15 protein-coding genes are annotated in these 18,818 nt (G+C 64.5%); 4 read left to right on the top strand and 11 right to left on the bottom strand.

The features are described from left to right. Positions 1-136: 136 nt before the first annotated feature. The 3 genes from ACZYOF_RS16970 to ACZYOF_RS16960 form a co-directional block, all read right to left on the bottom strand. Positions 137-586 (bottom strand): N-acetyltransferase family protein, encoded by a 450-nt coding sequence (locus tag ACZYOF_RS16970; RefSeq protein ID WP_463716476.1) that lies wholly within the window; start codon positions 584-586, stop codon positions 137-139. After that, positions 586-1,614, bottom strand: coding sequence for a peptidoglycan -binding protein (locus ACZYOF_RS16965; protein WP_130579015.1), 1,029 nt, complete (start codon positions 1,612-1,614; stop codon positions 586-588). Before ACZYOF_RS16965 ends, ACZYOF_RS16970 begins: the two co-directional genes overlap by 1 nt. A gap of 177 nt (positions 1,615-1,791) precedes the next feature. Then, a complete protein-coding gene (locus ACZYOF_RS16960; protein ID WP_130579013.1) occupies positions 1,792-2,793 on the bottom strand; it encodes a flagellar motor protein MotA in 1,002 nt (333 codons plus the stop codon). Between the two features lie 609 nt (positions 2,794-3,402). Here ACZYOF_RS16960 and ACZYOF_RS16955 point away from each other — a divergent pair. Together ACZYOF_RS16955 and ACZYOF_RS16950 are read left to right on the top strand one after the other, a co-directional pair. After that, positions 3,403-4,614, top strand: coding sequence for an efflux RND transporter periplasmic adaptor subunit (locus ACZYOF_RS16955; RefSeq protein WP_463716475.1), 1,212 nt, complete (start codon positions 3,403-3,405; stop codon positions 4,612-4,614). Positions 4,615-4,620: 6 nt separating this feature from the next. After that, positions 4,621-7,779: a multidrug efflux RND transporter permease subunit gene (locus tag ACZYOF_RS16950; RefSeq protein ID WP_463716474.1), complete on the top strand. Its 3,159-nt coding sequence runs from the start codon at positions 4,621-4,623 to the stop codon at positions 7,777-7,779. A 110-nt stretch (positions 7,780-7,889) separates the two neighbouring features. On the opposite strand, the gene ACZYOF_RS16945 is transcribed toward ACZYOF_RS16950, so the two are convergent. The 8 genes from ACZYOF_RS16945 to tkt form a co-directional block, all read right to left on the bottom strand. Then, positions 7,890-8,681 carry an inositol monophosphatase family protein gene (locus ACZYOF_RS16945; protein ID WP_463716488.1) on the bottom strand — a complete coding sequence of 264 codons (792 nt, stop codon included), beginning with the start codon at positions 8,679-8,681 and terminating at the stop codon, positions 7,890-7,892. 87 nt (positions 8,682-8,768) lie between these two features. Next, the gene (locus tag ACZYOF_RS16940; RefSeq protein ID WP_463716473.1) at positions 8,769-9,848 is read right to left on the bottom strand and encodes an SEL1-like repeat protein; all 1,080 of its coding nucleotides are present in this window, start codon (positions 9,846-9,848) and stop codon (positions 8,769-8,771) included. Beyond that, positions 9,845-10,531, bottom strand: a complete 687-nt coding sequence (locus tag ACZYOF_RS16935) for a thiamine phosphate synthase (RefSeq protein ID WP_463716472.1) — start codon at positions 10,529-10,531, stop codon at positions 9,845-9,847. Before ACZYOF_RS16935 ends, ACZYOF_RS16940 begins: the two co-directional genes overlap by 4 nt. Beyond that, positions 10,532-11,572 carry a class I fructose-bisphosphate aldolase gene (locus ACZYOF_RS16930; RefSeq protein ID WP_463716471.1) on the bottom strand — a complete coding sequence of 347 codons (1,041 nt, stop codon included), beginning with the start codon at positions 11,570-11,572 and terminating at the stop codon, positions 10,532-10,534. A gap of 291 nt (positions 11,573-11,863) precedes the next feature. Further along, positions 11,864-12,931, bottom strand: a complete 1,068-nt coding sequence (fba, locus tag ACZYOF_RS16925; protein ID WP_282527441.1) for a class II fructose-bisphosphate aldolase — start codon at positions 12,929-12,931, stop codon at positions 11,864-11,866. Between the two features lie 48 nt (positions 12,932-12,979). Continuing rightward, entirely contained in the window at positions 12,980-14,173 is a 1,194-nt protein-coding gene (locus tag ACZYOF_RS16920) for a phosphoglycerate kinase (RefSeq protein WP_463716470.1), read from the bottom strand. 178 nt (positions 14,174-14,351) lie between these two features. Next, positions 14,352-15,359: a type I glyceraldehyde-3-phosphate dehydrogenase gene (gene gap / locus ACZYOF_RS16915; RefSeq protein WP_463716469.1), complete on the bottom strand. Its 1,008-nt coding sequence runs from the start codon at positions 15,357-15,359 to the stop codon at positions 14,352-14,354. A gap of 142 nt (positions 15,360-15,501) precedes the next feature. Beyond that, complete coding sequence (tkt, locus tag ACZYOF_RS16910; protein ID WP_463716468.1) at positions 15,502-17,490, bottom strand: transketolase; 1,989 nt, start codon at positions 17,488-17,490, stop codon at positions 15,502-15,504. Positions 17,491-17,897: 407 nt separating this feature from the next. Here tkt and ACZYOF_RS16905 point away from each other — a divergent pair, with 407 nt between their 5' ends. Beyond that, positions 17,898-18,221, top strand: a complete 324-nt coding sequence (locus ACZYOF_RS16905; RefSeq protein WP_130579003.1) for a DUF4164 domain-containing protein — start codon at positions 17,898-17,900, stop codon at positions 18,219-18,221. Next, on the top strand, positions 18,218-18,601 hold the full coding sequence (locus tag ACZYOF_RS16900; protein WP_130579002.1) for a cell division protein ZapA: 384 nt from the start codon (positions 18,218-18,220) through the stop codon (positions 18,599-18,601). The genes ACZYOF_RS16905 and ACZYOF_RS16900 overlap by 4 nt, the downstream gene beginning before the upstream one ends. The last annotated feature ends 217 nt before the right edge of the window (positions 18,602-18,818 follow it).

Here is an 18,818-nt window from a genome sequence, read left to right as displayed (position 1 = left end):
ACTCCGCCGTCATCGCCCGCGTAGGCGGGCGATCCAGTATTCCAGAGACGGACGTGGGATACGGAGAAACTGCGGCGTACTGGATGCCCCGGTCAAGCCGGGGCATGACGCTGGAGTGCGTGGAGAATAATTGCCGCTACGACCTCCACGCCATTCTCAACACCGGACGTCCTGACGTCGGGTTGACGTCCTCGCCGGCATGCACAAAGCCGTTTCGTTCATAAAAACGGATGGCCCGCGCGTTGTCCTTGTTCACCAGCAGCGTCACGCCATCGGGCGAAAGGCGCTTGGCTTCATCTACCAGCGCGCTTGCCAGCTTCGAGCCCCAATGCGCGGGATCGACCACGAGCTGGTCGAGATAGCCGCTTGCATCGATGGTCACGAAGCCGACCAGCGCATCCGCCTCTTCCGCGACGATGATGGTTGCCTTCGGCACCAGCTCGCTGCGCCAGCGCTCGCGCCACCACGCCACGCGGGCATCAAAATCGATCGACGGATAGGCCTGCTGCCAGGTTTGCCGCCAAAGCTCGATCGCGGCGTCCTCGTCCTCGGCGCGATAGGGGCGAAGCTTGAACCCGCTCGTCACTACCGTTCCGTCAGCTTCAATTCGATGCGGCGGTTGCGCTTGTAGGCGTCTTCCGTCTGCGCGGTGTCGAGCGGCTGGAATTCGCCAAAGCCGGCGGCGACGAGCCGCTGTGCGGGCACCCCGAGCGAGATCAGATATTGCACCACCGAGATCGCGCGTGCGGCGGAGAGATCCCAGTTCGACTTGAACACCGGGCTGTTGATCGGCCGCACGTCGGTGTGGCCGTCGACCCGCAGCACCCAGGCGATCTCGCTTGGGATCTGCTTGTCGAGGTCGATCAGGGCAGCCGCGAGCTTGTCGAGCTCGGCGCGGCCTTCAGGCAACAGCGTGGCCTGTCCGGTATCGAAGAAGACTTCGGATTGGAACACGAAGCGGTCGCCGACGATGCGGATGTCCGGCCGGTTGCCCAGGATGGCGCGCAGGCGGCCGAAGAACTCCGAGCGGTATCTCGACAGTTCCTGCACCCGCTGCGCCAGCGCCACGTTCAATCGCTGGCCGAGATCGGCGATGCGTCCCTGCGATTCCTTGTCGCGTTTCTCGGAAGCGTCGAGCGCTTCCTCGAGCGCGGCAAGCTGACGGCGCAATGCGCTGATCTGCTGGTTCAGCACCTCGATCTGCGCCAGCGCCCGCGAGGAGACCTGCTTCTCGGAATCGAGCGCCTTGGTGAGCTCGGTAGCGCGGCCCTGCGCGTCGCTGCCGGCATTGGCCAGGCCCTCATAGAGTCCCTTGATGCGGTCGCGCTCGCCTTCGGCCGTGACAAGCCCGGCGCGGAGCTGCGCTATCTGTTCGCCGAGGCTGAGCTTGCCGAGCTTTTCCAGCGACAGCATGTCGTTGAGCTGGGCGATCTTGGCGTTGAGCTGCTCCAGCGCCTTGTCCTTGCCGGAGACTTCCTGCGACAGGAAGAACTGCACCACCAGGAACACCGAGAGCAGGAATACGATCGACAGCACCAGCGTCGACAGCGCGTCCACGAAGCCCGGCCAGTAGTTGAAGCCGGATTCACCGCGGCGGGCACGGGCAAGGGCCATTTTGACTCTCTACTAGCGTTGGTGTTTGGACGGCCGCCGCGGGTTTCCGTCGGCTTTCAAGATCGGCACCGTCTCTCTAGATTATGATCCGATTTGACGAAATCGGATCATGATCTCATCTCTTTGTTTGAGCATGATCTTTTCGGAAAACCGGTTTCCACTTTTCCGGATCATGCTCTAACTCTTCTCCGGCTGGCGGGCGAGGCGTTCGAGCAGGCGCTTGATCTCGCGGTTCTGCTCGCCTTGGCCGTCGGCCCATTCCCGGATCATCTGTTGCTCGGTACGCATATGCGCAACCAATCCCTGGATCGCTTCGGCGAGATTGGCCATCGCCGCGGTGGTGCCGCGGCTTCCCCCGCCTTCCTCCACCGCGACACGCAGCCGCTCGATCGCGTGCTGCAGGTTGCCGCCACCACCCGCGGCGGCCACGACGCCGTCACCGGCATATTCCCGCACCGTGGTCGCAAGCCAGTCCTCAAGGTCGGTATAGAAGCGGTTCTGCGCCTGGCTGGATTGCAGGTCGAGGAAGCCGAGGATCAGGGAACCGGCGAGGCCGAACAGCGAGGACGAGAACGAGATGCCCATGCCGCCGAGCGGCGCGGCCAGGCCTTCTTTCAGCGTGTCGAACAGCGCGCCGGCGTCGCCGCCGACTTTCAGCCCATCGATCACCTTGCCGACCGAGCCGACGGTTTCGATCAGGCCCCAGAAGGTGCCGAGCAGGCCGAGGAACACCAACAGGCCCGTCATGTAGCGCGAGATGTCGCGCGCCTCGTCGAGGCGAGTCGCGATGGAATCGAGCAGGTGCCGCATCGTCTGCTGGCTGATCGACATCCGCCCGCTGCGCTCGCCGCCGAGGATCGCCGCCATCGGCGCCAGCAAGGTCGGCCGCCGGTCGATCGCGAGCCCGGGATCGGCGATCCGGAAATTGTTGACCCATCGCACCTCTGGATAGAGCCGGATCACCTGGCGGAACGACAGGATGATGCCGATCAAAAGCACCGCGCCGATCAGCGCATTCAGCCCCGGATTAGCGAAGAAGGCGACGACGATCTGCTTGTAGAGGACGATGCCGATCAGCGCGCACAGCACGAGAAATACCAGCATCCGCACCAGGAAGATCCGTGGAGAGGACAATTTGCTGAGTTCGGTCTCCATGTCGGAGCGGGGAGAGGAGGGCATTGCCGGCATGTCCGTTGCGAAAAGCCGCGTTGGGCAGCCAATATGGCACAGCGGCCGCGGGAAAAAAGATCGGAAACCGGGTATTTCGGGGCGGAAGCGGAACAGGACAGCGACGGCGGTCGTGTCATCCACCGAAATCGTCTCGCTCGAAGCTGTTCCGCCTGTTGCGAATTGGCCGACATCGGTCGTAGCCGCACGCGCCCGCATTTCCGGATCGCGCATTCGCCCGCCATTGTCGAAGCGGGCGAACCGATGTCGATGCCGGATAACGAGAGACGACCGAGCAACCGGAAAATGTCGGCAGGGATTCTCCGTTACAGCGCGCCCGCTTGATTCGGAGATAGCAGCAGATCGGCGGTAGCCACGCTGTGTCGAGGAAGGCGTAGTACGTTACCCCCACAAGCTCCGATGGAACCGGTTTCACAATCCGGTGAATCGGAGAAAAACATGCCAATTCAATATATTATACGTGTGTGACATTGAGCCGCCGCAGCGATGTATTGCGTCGCAGCACCTCGACCTTATCCTGAACGGCGTGACAGGCGGAGTCGGCAGCGACGCCGCGGTGTCATTTGTGTTCAACAATTCAAACTCGGGGCGACGCTTTCAATGTCCGGACTACGCGCACGAACGGCATGCATTCTCCTGATGCTGGCCGCCACGGCGCCACTGCTAGCCGGCTGTGATGAGCCGACTGCCGCGACCGCTGCGTCGGAGGCGGCGCCCGAACCCGAGGTCAGCGTCGTCGTCGCCAAGCCGCAGTCGCGCGCGGTGGTGCGCGAGCTGCCCGGCCGTGTTGCGCCCACGCGCGTCGCCGAAGTCCGCCCGCGCGTTTCCGGCATCGTCGTCGAGCGCTTGTTCCACCAGGGCACCGAGGTGAAGGCCGGCGATCCCCTGTATCGCATCGATCCGCGGCCATTCGAGGTCGAGGTGCAGTCCAATCAGGCTGCGCTCGCACGCGCCAAGGCCGTGCTCGATCAGGCGGTCCAGCACGCGCATCGCGTTACGACCCTCTACAACCAGAAGGCCATGCCCGAGGCCGAGAACGAGAAGGCGATTGCCGCGCAGCGCCAGGCCGAAGCGGATGTCGCGGCCCGCGAGGCCGATCTCGCGCGCGCCAAACTCAATCTGGATTACGCCACCATCCGTGCTCCCATCGACGGCATCGTCGGCGCCGCCCTGGTCAGCGAAGGCGCGCTGGTGGTGCAGAACGACTCCACCTCGCTTGCGACCATCCAGCAGATCGACCCGATCTATGCCGACTTCACCCAGTCGGTCACCGAGCTCAACCAGCTACGCCGCGCATTCGAGACCGGCGAACTTGACCGCATCGCGCCTGACGCGATGAAGGTGCGCCTGTTGCAGGACGATGGCACGATCTATCCGATTCCCGGCAAGCTGTTGTTCTCGGACGCCAAGGTCGACGCCTATACCGGGCAGGTGACCCTGCGTGGCGAGTTCCCCAATCCAAGGCGAGAGCTGCTGCCGGGCATGTATGTGCGCGTGCTGATCGAGCAGGGCATCGACTCTGACTCGATCGCGGTGCCGCAGCAGGCGATTCAGCGCAATGGCGGTGGCGGCAGCGAGGTGTTCGTGGTCAAGGACGACGGTCGCGTCGCGGTTCAGCCCGTCCGTACCGGCTCGCTGCAGAACGGGCAGGTGTTCGTGACCGAAGGTCTGAAGTCCGGCGACCGCGTCGTGGTCGAGGGCTTCCAGAAATTCGCGGCAGGCGACAAGGTCCGACCGCAGGCGTTCACCGAGGCGGCGGATGCTTCGACCGCTGTACCGGGGGAAAATAAAGCCGCGCAAGCGCTGCGGTGATCCGAGATGGCGAGCTTTTTCATCGACAGGCCGATCTTCGCCTGGGTCGTCGCGCTCTTCATCTGCCTGATCGGCGCGATCTCGATTCCGCTGCTGGCGATCGCGCAATATCCGATCATCGCGCCGCCCTCGATCTCGATCTCGACCAGCTATCCCGGCGCCTCACCGGAAAATCTCTATAACAGCGTCACCCGGCTGATCGAGGAGGAGCTGAACGGCGCCTCCGGCATCCTGAATTTCGAATCCACCAGCGACTCGCTCGGCCAGGTCGAGATCATCGCCAATTTCGTCCCGGGCACCGAAACCAGCCAGGCCTCCGTCGAGGTACAGAACCGCCTCAAGCGCATCGAGGCGCGCCTGCCGCGCGCCGTGATCCAGCAGGGCATCCTGGTCGAGGAAGCCTCCAGCGCGGTGCTGCAGATCATCACGCTGAATTCGACCGACGGCAGCCTTGATGAAATCGGTCTCGGCGATTTCATGATCCGCAACGTGCTCGGCGAAATCCGCCGCATTCCCGGCGTCGGCCGCGCCACGCTCTATTCGACCGAGCGCTCCTTGCGCATCTGGCTCGATCCCGCAAAGCTGGTCGGTTATGGCTTGACCGCCGATGACGTCAACAAGGCGATATCAGCGCAGAACGCGCAGGTCGCCTCGGGCAGCATCGGTGCCGAGCCGGCGACGGACTCGCAACGGGTTTCAGCGCTGGTTCTGGTGAAGGGCCAGCTCTCCTCGCCGGACGAGTTCGGCGCCATCATCCTGCGCGCTAATCCTGATGGTTCGACCGTGCGCCTGCGCGACGTCGCGCGGCTGGAGATCGGCGGCCTCAGCTACCAGTTCCAGACACGCCTCAACGGCAAGCCGACGGCGGGCCTCTCGGTCCTGCTGTCGCCGAGCGGCAACGCGCTGGCGACCGCAAGCGCGGTGGAAGCCAAGATGAAGGAGCTGTCACGCTTCTTCCCGGCCAACATCTCCTACGAGATCCCCTACAACATCACGCCCGTGGTCGAGGCCGCGATCGAGAAGGTGCTGACGACGCTGGTCGAAGCCGTGGTGCTGGTCTTCGTCGTGATGTTCCTGTTCCTGCAGAACATCCGCTACACCATCATTCCGACCATCGTCGTGCCGGTCGCGCTGCTTGGGGCCTGCGCCACGCTGATGATGCTCGGCTATTCCATCAACATGCTGACCATGTTCGGCATGGTGCTCGCGGTCGGCATCCTCGTGGACGACGCCATCGTCGTGGTCGAGAACGTCGAGCGCATCATGGCCGAGGAAGGCTTGCCGCCAAAGGAGGCGACCCGCAAGGCGATGTCGCAGATCACCGGCGCCATCATCGGCATCACGCTGGTGCTGGTTGCCGTGTTCATCCCGATGGCGTTCTTCCCGGGATCGGTCGGCATCATCTATCGCCAGTTCTCGGTCACCATGGTCGCCGCCATCGCGTTCTCGGCGCTGCTGGCCCTGTCGCTGACGCCGGCGCTGTGCGCGACATTGCTCAAGCCGGTGACCGCAGGCCATGGCCATTCCCGCAAGGGCGTGTTCGGCTGGTTCAACCGCACACTCGATGTCACCCGCGACGGCTATACCCGCACGGTTCGCGGGACGCTGAAGCGTACCGGGCGGCTGATGCTGATCTATGTGGCGCTTCTGGTCGGGTTGGGCTGGGGCTTCGTGCGACTGCCCGGCGGCTTCCTGCCGGTCGACGACCAGGGCTTCATCACCACCGACGTGCAGACGCCGTCGGATTCCTCCTTCGCCCGCACCGAGGCCGCGATCGAGAAGGTCGAGAAATATCTCCTGGCGCGCTCGGCCATCGAGAACGTCACGTTCCTCACCGGCTTCAGCTTCCTCGGCCAGGGCTTCAACACCGCGCAGGCCTTCATCACGCTGAAGGACTGGTCGGAGCGCGGGCCGAAAGATTCGGCGGCCGCGATCGTCGCCGACATCAACCGCGACCTTTCATCGATCCGCGACGCCAAGATCTCGGCGCTGCAGCCGCCGCCGATCGACAACCTCGGCAACTCCTCAGGCTTCTCGTTCCGCCTGCAGGACCGTGGCCAGAAGGGTTACGCCCAGCTCATGGCCGCCGCCGACCGCCTGATCGCGGAAGCCAATGCCAGCCCCGTGCTGCAGAAGGTCTATATCGAAGGCCTGCCGCCGGCGCCGCAGGTCAATCTGGTGATCGACCGCGAAAAGGCCGGCGCCTTCGGCGTCACCTTCGAGGACATCAACGCCACGATTTCGACCAATCTCGGCTCGAACTACATCAACGATTTCCCGAACCGCGGCCGCATGCAGCGCGTCGTGGTGCAGGCGGACAAGTTCACCCGCATGAATGCGGATGACATCCTCAACTACAACGTCAAGAACAACCGCGGGCAGCTCGTGCCGTTCTCGTCGTTCGCCACGATCGAATGGCAGAAGGGACCGACCCAGATCGCGGGTTTCAATTATTATCCCGCCGTGCGCATCTCCGGCGAGGCGCGCCCCGGCTATACTTCGGGCGATGCCCTGAACGAGATGGAGCGGCTCGCGAGCAGATTGCCGCGCGGTTTCGGCTATGAATGGACCGGACAGTCGCTGCAGGAGAAGCTGTCGGGCTCGCAGGCGCCGTTCCTGCTGGCCTTGTCGGTGCTGGTGGTGTTCCTCCTGCTCGCCGCGCTGTATGAGAGCTGGACGATTCCGATCGCGGTGCTCCTGACCATACCGCTCGGCGTCACCGGCGCGGTGATCGCCGCGAGCATGCGCGGGCTGGCCAACGACGTCTATTTCACCGTCGGCCTGATCACCATCATCGGCCTCGCCGCCAAGGATGCCATCCTGATCATCGAATTCGCGAAGGATCTGCGGGCCCATGGCAAGCCGCTGATCGAGGCGACCGTCGAAGCCTGTTCGCTGCGTTTCCGCCCGATCCTGATGACCGGCCTCGCCTTCGTGTTCGGCGTGTTCCCGATGGCGATCGCCTCCGGTGCCGGTGGTGCCAGCCAGCAGGCGCTCGGCACCGTCGTTATGGGCGGCATGATCGCGGTCGTGATCCTGGCGCTGTTGATGGTCCCGGTGTTCTTCGTCAGCGTCCAACGCGTGCTGGCAGGCGACCGCGAGCCGAAGCAGGCCCCGGTGCCGGAGCCGCACGCGCCGCCGGCACCGGCGCGGCCGACGCACTGACGTGTCATGGCCCGGCTTGACCCGGCCATCCATCATCTTCGCAAAGAGTCATTTTGATGATGGATTGCCGGGTCAAGCCCGGCCATGACGATTTGGTTGCAAAGAAGCAACTATCCCAGCGGCTTCAAAATCTTCACCAGTTCGCCGTGCACGAATTCGTTACCGCAGACCACGTGTCCGGTTTGCAACGGATCGTCATTGCCCTCGATCCCGCTCACGGTGCCGCCGGCTTCGCGCACCATGATCTGCCCGGCCGCGATATCCCAGGGCTGCAGGTTGCGTTCCCAATAGCCGTCGAGGCGGCCGGCGGCGACGAAGGCGAGGTCGAGCGAGGCGGCGCCGAAGCGGCGGAAGCCGGCGACCTTGTTCTGCAGCACGGCCATCTCTTTCAGCGCCAGTCCATGGTCGCCGCGGCCGATATGGGGCAAGCCGCAGGCGACCACGCATTCGTCGAGCCTTCGGCGGCCGGCGACGCGCAGGCGCTGGTCGTTGAGGAAGGCGCCCTTGCCGCGCTCGGCGATAAAGAGCTCGTCATTGGCGGGGTTGTAGATCACCCCCGCAATCACCGTGCCCTCGCGCGCCAGCCCGATCGAGATCGCGAATTGCGGGATGCCGTGCAGGAAGTTGGTGGTGCCGTCGAGCGGATCGACGATCCAGCTATGGCTCTTGTCGGTGCCCTCGCGGGTGCCGCCTTCCTCGCCGATGAAGCCGTAGCCCGGGCGGGCCTTGGCGAGGTCGGTGTAGAGCATCTCCTCGGCGCGCTTGTCGGCCAGCGAGACGAAGTTCGCCGGCCCCTTCAGCGACACCTGCAGGTGCTCGATCTCGCCGAGATCGCGCTTGAGGCTGCGGCCGGCGCGGCGCGCGGCCTTGACCATGACGTTGATGAGGGCGGAATAGAGCATGATGGAGGGCTTGTCGGTGGGAAAACGGCCCAAGCGCCGTCGGAGATTTCCGACTGCGTGCCCTCTCGGAATGGCGCCGTCAAGGCGTCATTTGCCGGTGCCGAGCCATTTGCGCGCGGCCTCCTCGCCCTTGGCGCGGTCCTGCGGGCTCATGTCCAGCAGTATCTCGTCCAGTTCCGGATCGCCCTTGCCGGCGGTCTTGGCGACGGTGTGCCATTTCAACGCCTCGACTTTGTCCTGCGGGACGCCCTGGCCGGTGGCGAGCAGGCGGGCGAGGCGGTTTTGCGCGATCGGCGAGTTCTGCCGGGCCGCCTTGCGCAATAGCGCCACGGCCGCCGGCTCGTTCCGCGGCGTGCCAGAGCCGTTGTAGAGCGCGATCGCATATTCGACCTCGGCATCGACATTGTCGGCGAGCGAGGCGGCCTGCAACAGCCGCACCGATTTCTCGAGATCCTTGGGCACGCCGGTGCCCTCCTTGTAGAAGGTCGCGAGCGCATATTGCGCTTCGGGGCTGCCGGCGTCGGCCGCCATCCGCAACAATTCGGCACAGCGCTTGAGGTCCTGCGGCAGCGTCTGGCCGTCGAGATAGAGCAGCGCCAGATTATAGGCCGCTTTGGGATTGCCGAGCTTGGCTGAGGACGCCAGCAGCTTGACCGCCTCGTCCTTGTTCACGGGGGCGCCGCGGCCCGCAAGCCGCATCATCGCGAGCGCGAACATCGCCTCGCGGTCGCCCCCATCGGACGCGCGCTGATACCATTCGATCGCCTTGCCGTAATCTCGCTTGACGCCGAGCCCGTTGGCATAGAGCTCGCCCAGCATCGTCATCGCCCTGGGGTCGCGGGCGTAGTTTGCGCGGTTGGTGGCGAGGTCGAAGGCGGTCTTGTAGAGGCCACGCTGATAGGCGCCATAGACGAGATCGACATTGGGATCGTCGAACGGGTGCGTCGGGCTCGGCGATGGCGTCGGTGAAGGCGCCGGCTTTGGCGCGGCCTGCTTCCTTTCCGCCGCTGCCTTCGGCTTCGGCGCAGGCTTCGGCTGTTCCTTCTTCGGAGCCGGCTTGCTGGCCGGCGCCTGCGCCGCGGGCGGCGTCAGCGAAATCTGCGCGGCCGCGCCCGTCGTCAGCACGGCGCAGCCGAGCACCACGGCTATCGGACGCAGCAGGCTCATTCCGGGGTCAGTCCTGCCCTTGCCGTCCCAAATGCGCTCGCATGCGCTTCCCGGATGGTCGCGCTGACCTCCGCGAGCGCCGCGCCGGCGCCGCGCTGGTCGGCGAAGATGAAGTCGCCGACCAGGACGAAGTCTGCGCCGGCGGATGCAAATTCGAAAGCTTCTTCGCGCGAGGTGGCGTAGCCGACGCAGGGCGGCTCGAACAACTCGTCCCACCAGTTGAGCCGCTCGGCGATCGCCTGCGTCGAGGGCCGCTGTCCGTGCGCATCGGGCTCGCCGAACAGCACGTAGTCGGCGCCGAGCTCGCCGGCGGCCATGGACTCGTGGCGCGTCGGCAATCCGCCGACGCCGGCGATGCGGTCCGGCTTCAGCGACGGCAGCGCCTCCTCCAGCGCGACAAGGCCGGTGAGATGCGCGCCGTCGGCGCCGGCGCGTGCGACCAGCTCGACATGGCCGTCGATCAGGAGCGCGGCGCCGGCGCTCTGGATCACCGGCACCAGCGCTTTCACGCGCGAGATCATCGTGCGCTGGTCGGTCTCGCGCAGCCGCACCAGCACCGCCGCGACATCGGCCGCGGCGAGCAGAGCGGGCAGGCTTGCGATGAGTTCAGAGGGATCTTCCACCACCGGCGCCGCGAGATAGAGGCGCGGCGCCGGGCGCGGCGGAACGGGCTTTGCGGCCAATTATGCCACCTTCTTTTCCAGGCCAGTCTCCCACTCGCCCTTGCTCGCGAGCGCGTTCATGCGCGCGCGGTGGGTGAAGGCGCGCTGGCCGGCCGCGACATTCTCGGCCTTGCCGGACCACGCCTTTTGCGGCGCCGCCTGCAGCGCGCGGCCGTAGGAGAAGGTGAGCTTCCAGGGTAGGCCGCCGATCCGGTTCATCGCGTCAAGATGCGCGGTCGCCTCTTCATCGCTCTGGCCGCCGGAGAGGAAGGCGATGCCCGGTACAGCCGCGGGCACGCAGGCCTTCAGAAGGCGAATGGTCTTTTCCGCAACTTCCTGAACCGATGCCTGCTTCGGGCTCTTCTTGCCGGATACCACCATGTTCGGCTTCAGCACCATGCCTTCGAGTTCGACGCGCTGCACGAACAGTTCGCGGAATACGGTGTTGAGCACCTGCTGCGTCACCTCATAGCAGCGGTCGATGTCGTGGCCGCCGTCCATCAGCACTTCCGGTTCGACGATCGGCACGATCTGCGCCGCCTGGCACAGCGCGGCGTAGCGCGCCAGCGCATGCGCATTGACATGGATCGCGGTGGTGGTCGGAATACTCCGGCCGTCAGTGCCGCTGCCGATGTCGATCACCGCGCGCCATTTCGCAAAGCGCGCGCCGCGCTCGTAATATTTCTTCAGCCGCTCGGCGAGCTTGTCGAGGCCGACGGTCACGAGTTCGCCGGGGCAGGCGGGCAAGGCCTGTGTGCCCTCGTCCACCTTGATGCCGGGAATGCTGCCGGCCTGCTCGATCAGCTTGACCAGCGGCGTGCCGTCCTTCGCGTTCTGCCAGATCGTCTCGTCATAGAGGATGACGCCGGAGATATATTTGCTCATCGCCTCCGTCGAGCGAAACAGCATCTCGCGGTAGTCGCGACGGTTCTCCTCGGTCGATTCCACCCCGATTGCGTCGAAGCGCTTCTTGATGGTCCCTGAGGATTCGTCGGCGGCCAAAATGCCCTTGCCTGATGTGACCATGGCAAGCGCGATCTTGTTGAGGTCAGCGAGATTCATGGAACGTCCTCCAGATGGTTTCATGCCCTTGCAAACCAAAATAGGCGGTTATCGGGCAATTGCCTAGAAAACGTTCGCCGCGGCGGGCGGTCGCGCATTCTGGAGCAGGATTAACATTAAAATCGAACAGCGATTACAAATCGAACTACCCTCCGCCTCCCAGGTCCGAGGGGAGGGCGGAGAGCTTGTAGCCCGGGTGGAGCGGAACGCGTAACCCGGGACGTCTGTGTCCGCGTTGCAAGCGGCCCCGGGTTACGCTTTCGCTTCACCCGGGCTACGGCAGCGGCGGCTTCACGCCACCTTCGGATCGAGCTCGCCCTTGGCGTAGCGTTTGGCCATTTCCGCCGTGGTCAGCACCTTCTTGATCTTGCTGGCCTGGCCGGCGGTATTGAACTCCTGCAGCCGCTGCTTGCACAGCTTGGTCATCGCTTCCATCGCGGGCTTCAAATATTTGCGCGGGTCGAACTCTTCCGGGTGTTCCTTGAACACCTTGCGGATCTGCCCGGTCATCGCCATGCGGTTGTCGGTGTCGATGTTGATCTTGCGCACGCCGTTCTTGATGCCGCGCTGGATCTCGGAGACAGGCACGCCCCAGGTCGGCTTCATCTTGCCGCCAAACTCGTTGATGATGTCCTGCAGGTCCTGCGGCACGGAGGAGGAGCCGTGCATCACCAGATGCGTGTTCGGCAGCTTGCGGTGGATCTCCTCGATCACCTTCATGGCGAGGATGTCGCCGTCCGGCTTGCGGGTGAACTTGTAGGCGCCGTGCGAGGTGCCCATCGCGATCGCGAGCGCGTCGACCTTGGTCTCCTTCACGAACTTCACGGCCTCGTCCGGATTGGTGAGGAGCTGGTCGTGGGAGAGCTTGCCTTCGGCGCCGTGGCCGTCTTCCTTGTCGCCCATGCCGGTCTCGAGCGAGCCGAGCACGCCGAGTTCGCCTTCAACCGAAATGCCGCCGAGATGGGCCATGTTCGTGACCGTCCTGGTCACGCCGACATTGTAATCCCAGTCGCCGGGCGTCTTGCCGTCGGCTTTCAGCGAGCCGTCCATCATGACAGAGGTGAAGCCGGCCTGGATCGCGGTCATGCAGGTGGCGGGCTCGTTGCCGTGGTCGAGATGCACGCAGACCGGGATCTGCGGGTAGATCTCGGTGAGGGCGTCCATCATGTGCTTCAGCATCACGTCATTGGCATAGGCACGGGCGCCGCGGGAGGCCTGGATGATGACGGGTGCGTCAACGCTCGAGGCCGCCTCCATGATCGCCAGCGCCTGCTCCATATTGTTGATGTTGAAGGCCGGCACCCCGTAATCGTGCTCAGCCGCATGGTCGAGCAGTTGCCGCAAGGTAATGCGAGCCATCCGGATTCTCCCTGTATTTACAGCGCGTACGCGCCGGCTCCGATAAAATTAGCGGATCTTCAAGACTTCGACGCCCGGCAGCGGCTTGCCTTCCATCCATTCAAGAAACGCGCCGCCGGCGGTCGAGACATAGGTGAAATCGTGTGCCACGCCGGCCTGGTTCAGCGCCGCGACGGTATCGCCGCCGCCTGCGACCGAAATCAGCTTCTTGGCCTTGGTGCGCTCGGCCGCGTGCTTGGCTGCCACCATGGTGCCGCGATCGAACGGCGTCAGCTCGAAGGCGCCGAGCGGGCCGTTCCACACCAGCGTCGCCGCATCGTCGATCGCGGCATGGATGCGGGCGATCGATTGCGGGCCGACGTCGAGGATCATGCCCTCGGTCGGGATCGCGTCCAGGCCATAGGCATGCGACGGCGAATTGGCCGCGAAGTGGAAGGCGACGACGGCGTCGACGGGAAGGATGATCGCGCAATTGGCGGCCGCGGCCTTGTCCAGGATGCGCAGCGCCGTCGCGGCGAGATCCTTCTCCGCCAGCGACTTGCCGATGCCGACGCCCTGCGCGTGCAGGAAGGTGTTGGCCATGCCGCCGCCGATCACCAGCGCATCGACCTTGGTCACGAGATTTTCGAGGAGGTCGATCTTGGTGGAAACCTTGGCGCCGCCGATGATCGCAATGACCGGCTTGGTCGGCGCTTCCAGCGCCTTGCCGAGCGCGTCGAGCTCGGCCTGCATGGTGCGTCCGGCATAGGCCGGCAGCTTGTGGCCGAGGCCTTCGGTGGAGGCATGGGCGCGGTGCGCCGCCGAGAACGCGTCATTGACCCAGACGTCGCCGAGCTTTGCCAATTCCACGACGAAGGCCGGATCGTTCTTCTCTTCTTCCTTGTGGAAACGTGTATTCTCCAGACAAAGGATCTCGCCGTCCTTCAGCTCTGATACGGCCTTTGCCGCGGGCTCGCCGATGCAGTCGTCGGCGAAGGCAACCGGCTTCTTGATCACCTTTGACAGCGCTTCAGCAACCGGCTTCAGCGATTCCTTGAGGTCGCGCCCCTTGGGACGGCCGAAATGCGCGAGCAGGATGACCTTGCCGCCCTTGTCGGAAAGCTCGGTGATCGTCGGCGCGACACGGTCGAGGCGCGTGGTATCGGTGACGCGGCCATTTTCCATGGGCACGTTGAGATCGACGCGGAGCAGCACACGCTTGCCCTTCACGTCGACGTCGTCGAGGGTGCGGAAGTTTTTCATGCGAGAAATCACCACGCGGATACGTCAGGGATGAAAGTCACCGCCACTATGCGTCGGCGGATCGCCCTCCTGCTTGGTCGTGACCTTCGTGCCCTGCCGGATCCCGTACGCGATAAAAGCGAGAAGCAATATCGCGCCGGGAAGTCCGATCCAGGCAGGAAGCGTCACTGTGCTGTCTTTACAGCAGCTTCCCGATCGCGACGGCGGTGTCGGCCATGCGGTTGGAGAAGCCCCACTCGTTGTCGTACCACGACATCACGCGCACCAGCGTGCCGTTCAGCACCTTGGTCTGGTCCATGTGGAAGGTCGACGAATGCGGATCGTGGTTGAAGTCGATCGAGACGTTGGGCGCGGTGGTGTAGCCCAGGATGCCCTTGAGCTGCTGCTCCGAGGCACGCTTCATCGCCTCGTTGATTTCCTTGGCGTCGGTCGCGCGCTTGGCGACGATCTTCAGATCCACCACCGAAACATTCGGGGTCGGCACGCGGATCGCGACGCCGTCGAGCTTGCCCTTCAGTTCGGGCAGCACCAGGCCGATCGCCTTGGCCGCACCGGTCGAGGTCGGGATCATCGACATCGCCGCCGCGCGGCCGCGGTAGAGATCCTTGTGCAGCGTGTCCAGCGTCGGCTGATCGCCGGTATAGGCATGGATCGTGGTCATGAAGCCGGTCTCGATGCCGACGGTGTCGTTCAGCACCTTCGCCACCGGCGCGAGGCAGTTGGTGGTGCAGGAGCCGTTGGAGATGACCAGGTGATCCTTGGTCAGCGTGTCATGGTTGACGCCGTAAACGATGGTGGCATCGGCGCCGTCGGCAGGCGCGGAGACCAGCACGCGCTTGGCGCCGGCCGTGAGATGCGCGGACGCCTTGTCCTTCGCCGTGAAGATACCGGTGCATTCCAGCGCGACGTCGACGCCGAGTTCTTTCCAGGGCAGCTTGGACGGATCGCACTCAGCCGACACCTTGATCTTGCTGCCGCCGACGCTGATCGTATCGCCATCGACGGTGACAGTGCCAGGGAAGCGGCCGTGCACGGAGTCGAAACGGAGCAGATGGGCGTTGGTCTCGACCGGGCCGAGATCGTTGATGCCCACCACTTCGATATCCTTGCGGCCGGACTCGGCGATGGCTCGAAGCACATTGCGGCCGATGCGGCCGAACCCGTTGATCGCGACCCGGATTGCCATGCTGTTTCTCTCCTCTAATAGCTGATGCCATCCCCGCTGGCGCGCGCCCAGCGGAGGTGTTACGGCGGATCGCCCGGTTCGGCCGGACGAGAGCGGACTATATGAGGGATTACCTAGTCCTTTTTGCGGATAAGCTCAACCGCTAGCCAACGCGCTTCAGGGCAGCGTTAACGGCGGCCTCGGCGGTAATTCCGAAATGCTTGAAAAGGTCCTTGGCAGGCGCGCTGGCGCCGAAACCGTGCATGCCAATGAATTCGCCGTCCTGCCCGATCACGGCATCCCAGCCCCAGCGCACGGCTGCCTCGATCGCGATCTTGACCGGCGCGTTGCCGATGATGGCCTTTTTCCGATCTTCCGGCTGCGCCAGCAACAATTCGAGCGAGGGCACCGACACCACCCGCGATGGGATGCCGCGTTCCGCAAGCTGTTTTTGCGCGTCGACGGCGATCTCGACCTCGGAACCGGACGCGAAGAATGACACTTTTGCGTCACCTTGGGCCGCGACCAGCTCATAGGCACCATGGCTGCACGGATTATCGGCGGGCGTGGTGGTTCGAAGCTGCGGCAGGTTCTGTCGCGTCAGCGCCAGCACTGTCGGGCCGTCGATCCGGTTCAGCGCGAGCTCCCAGCATTCTGCAACTTCGACGGCATCGCAGGGGCGGAACACGCGCATATTGGGAATGGCGCGCAGCGCGGAAAGATGTTCGACCGGCTGGTGCGTCGGGCCGTCTTCGCCGAGCCCGATCGAGTCGTGCGTCATGACATAGACGACGCCGGTACCCATCAACGCCGCGAGTCGCATCGCCGGCCGCGCATAGTCGGTGAACACCAGGAAGGTGGCGCCGTTCGGCGCAAAGCCGCCGTGCAGGAAGATGCCGTTCATCGCCGCGGCCATGCCGTGCTCGCGGATGCCGTAGTGGATGAAGCGGCCCTTCGGGGTCTTGGCGGAGAAGTTGGTCGCCGATTTCGCCTTGTTGTTGTTGGAGCCGGTGAGGTCGGCCGAGCCGGCCAGAAACTCCATCGGCATCGCGGCGGCGATCACCTCGATCGCGGCCTCCGATGATTTGCGGGTCGCAACGTTGAGTGGGTTTTCGAGCAGCGCCTTCTTGTGCCCCTTCAGCGCCTTTGCCAGTGAAGCCGGCCGCTCGTGCCGCAGCCGGCGCTCGAATTCGGCGCGCTTGCGGCTGCCGAGCTCGGCGAAGCGCGCTTCCCATTCCTGGCGCTCCGCGGCGCCGCGCGCGCCGGCGTCACGCCAGGCCTTCAGCACGTCATCTGGCACCGAGAACGGTTCGAGCGAGATGCCGAGCTTTTCCTTGGCACCTTTCAGCTCGTCAGCGCCGAGCGCCTCGCCATGGACCTTGTTGGTGCCCGCCTTGGTCGGCGCGCCGTAGCCGATCGTGGTCTTGCAGGCGATCAGCGTTGGCTTGCTCGATTTCTGCGCGCGCGTGATTGCATCCGCGATCGCTTTCTGGTCCTGGCCGTTGATGAGCTCAGCGGCCCAGCCCGCCGACTTGAATCGCTTCACCTGGTCGACGGAGTCGGCAAGCGACGTCGGGCCATCGATCGAGATGCCGTTGTCGTCATAGAGCACGATCATTTTGTTGAGCCGCCAGTGGCCGGCGAGCGCGATCGCTTCCTGCGACACGCCTTCCATCAGGTCGCCGTCGGAGGCGAGCACGTAGGTGTGGTGGTTGACGATCTTCTTGCCGAACTCGGCGGCCAGCATCTTCTCCGCCACCGCCATGCCGACCGCGGTCGAGATGCCCTGGCCGAGCGGGCCGGTGGTGGTCTCGATGCCCTTGGTGTGGAAGTTCTCAGGATGTCCTGGCGTCAGCGAGCCCAATTGACGGAAGTGCTTGAGCTGGTCGAGCGTCATGTCCTTGTTGCTGCCGGTGAGGTACAACAGCGAATAGAGCAGCATCGAGCCGTGGCCGGCCGAAAGCACGAAGCGGTCACGATCCGGCCAGGCGGGGTCGGCCGCATCGAATTTCAGGAACTGTGTAAACAGGACGGTCGCGACGTCGGCCGCACCCATCGGCAGCCCGGGATGGCCGGATTTCGCCTTCTCGACCGCATCCATTGCGAGCCCACGAATGGCGTTGGCCATACGGGTGTGATCGACCTGCGTCATGATGAAAATCCGTCTGAAATGAGAGGCTTGGCTTGCATGCGCGCCGCCCGGAGGGCCGCCATATGCGGGTGGTAGGCACGGAGAAGGGCTGGATAGCACCTCAATTCCGGAAGTCCAAGGGAAGTCCAAGGCAAGGAAACGCGCTTTCGGCCGCAAAGTTGCCTCCGGTGTGTCCGGCCGACCGGGGCCTGAACCCGCGCGAGCCGCCGGTTTCCCGAGCGGAAGGGAGAAAGGACCCTTGGGTAAACCGACAGGTGCGGGGCCCGGGGAGGCTCCATCTATCGGTGCATAGTTTACCGGCGGCGTTGCGCCGGCCTCGCTCACCACGTAAATTTCATCGCCTAAGCGCTTGCCGAACCGCAAGGATTCGCGGACGGCCACGCCATCGAGGATGTACCTTGTCTCGTATGAGCGATCGTTCCACCAACGCGGCTGCCAGTGTTGAGCCCGCTATCGCCGACGTCGACGCCGCCACACGACGGCTGATGGCGGCGCTCGATGCTCTGGAAAGCGCCGTTGAGCGGCGGCGCGAGGCTGACCGCGACGAGAACGAACTGGCGAGCCGGATCCAGGCGCTCGGTGCTGATCGCTCGCGGCTTGCGGACGAGCTCGATAACTCATTGGTGAAGACGCGCAAGCTCGAGCGCACCAATCGCGAGATCGCCGAGAAGCTGGATACGGCGATCGGCACCATCCGCGCCGTGCTTGATGGCGAGGAGAAGACGCGATGAGTCACATCAACGTCACCATCAACGGCCGGCAATACCGGATGGCGTGCGAAGAGGGGCAGGAGGTTCGTCTCTTGAAGCTCGCGGAGAACCTGGAAACGCGCATCGAATCGCTGCGCGGCAAGTTCGGCGAGATTGGCGACGCCCGTTTGACGGTGATGGCGGCGCTCACCGCCTGCGACGAACTGGTCGACGCTGGCGCACGCATCCGCAGCCTGGAAGAGGAAGTCGAATCCTTACGCAACTCCGGAGCCGCCGCGGTCGATCGCGCCCGCGCTACGCAAGTCGCAATCTCGAACGCACTCAACGCCGCAGCCGAGCGGATCGAAAAAACCACGCAGGTGCTCAACCGCACCATCGGCGGCGGTATCGCGATCGGCTGATTTGTCGTCCCGGCGAACGCCGGGACCCATAACCACAGGCCTTTGTTGTTATGGCTGACTGTGGCCCGAGCTCCGCCTATGCCCCAGCAGCGGTGGTTGATGGGGTGGACGGCCCCCTACGGCATCAGTTGTGCCAGAATGAGGTTGTCGAAATCTCAAACGAGGGAGCCGTCCGTGACGCAGATTATCCGCATTGGAATGGATACGTCGAAGCATA

The sequence above is a fragment of the Bradyrhizobium sp. LeoA1Lang genome (assembly GCF_055413685.1).
The sequence above is the reverse complement of the archived record's forward strand: the minus strand, read 5'-3'. Positions and strand labels throughout refer to the sequence as shown.

Excerpts from the sequence above, each read along its gene's own strand:
- ACZYOF_RS16965 (WP_130579015.1), bottom strand. The coding sequence starts at position 1,614 with ATGGCCCTTGCCCGTGCCCGCCGCGGTGAATCCGGCTTCAACTACTGG.
- ACZYOF_RS16960 (WP_130579013.1), bottom strand. The coding sequence starts at position 2,793 with ATGCCCTCCTCTCCCCGCTCCGACATGGAGACCGAACTCAGCAAATTG.
- ACZYOF_RS16955 (WP_463716475.1), top strand. The coding sequence starts at position 3,403 with ATGTCCGGACTACGCGCACGAACGGCATGCATTCTCCTGATGCTGGCC.
- ACZYOF_RS16950 (WP_463716474.1), top strand. The coding sequence starts at position 4,621 with ATGGCGAGCTTTTTCATCGACAGGCCGATCTTCGCCTGGGTCGTCGCG.
- ACZYOF_RS16945 (WP_463716488.1), bottom strand. The coding sequence starts at position 8,681 with ATGCTCTATTCCGCCCTCATCAACGTCATGGTCAAGGCCGCGCGCCGC.
- ACZYOF_RS16940 (WP_463716473.1), bottom strand. The coding sequence starts at position 9,848 with ATGAGCCTGCTGCGTCCGATAGCCGTGGTGCTCGGCTGCGCCGTGCTG.
- ACZYOF_RS16930 (WP_463716471.1), bottom strand. The coding sequence starts at position 11,572 with ATGAATCTCGCTGACCTCAACAAGATCGCGCTTGCCATGGTCACATCA.
- fba (WP_282527441.1), bottom strand. The coding sequence starts at position 12,931 with ATGGCTCGCATTACCTTGCGGCAACTGCTCGACCATGCGGCTGAGCAC.
- ACZYOF_RS16920 (WP_463716470.1), bottom strand. The coding sequence starts at position 14,173 with ATGAAAAACTTCCGCACCCTCGACGACGTCGACGTGAAGGGCAAGCGT.
- gap (WP_463716469.1), bottom strand. The coding sequence starts at position 15,359 with ATGGCAATCCGGGTCGCGATCAACGGGTTCGGCCGCATCGGCCGCAAT.
- tkt (WP_463716468.1), bottom strand. The coding sequence starts at position 17,490 with ATGACGCAGGTCGATCACACCCGTATGGCCAACGCCATTCGTGGGCTC.
- ACZYOF_RS16905 (WP_130579003.1), top strand. The coding sequence starts at position 17,898 with ATGAGCGATCGTTCCACCAACGCGGCTGCCAGTGTTGAGCCCGCTATC.
- ACZYOF_RS16900 (WP_130579002.1), top strand. The coding sequence starts at position 18,218 with ATGAGTCACATCAACGTCACCATCAACGGCCGGCAATACCGGATGGCG.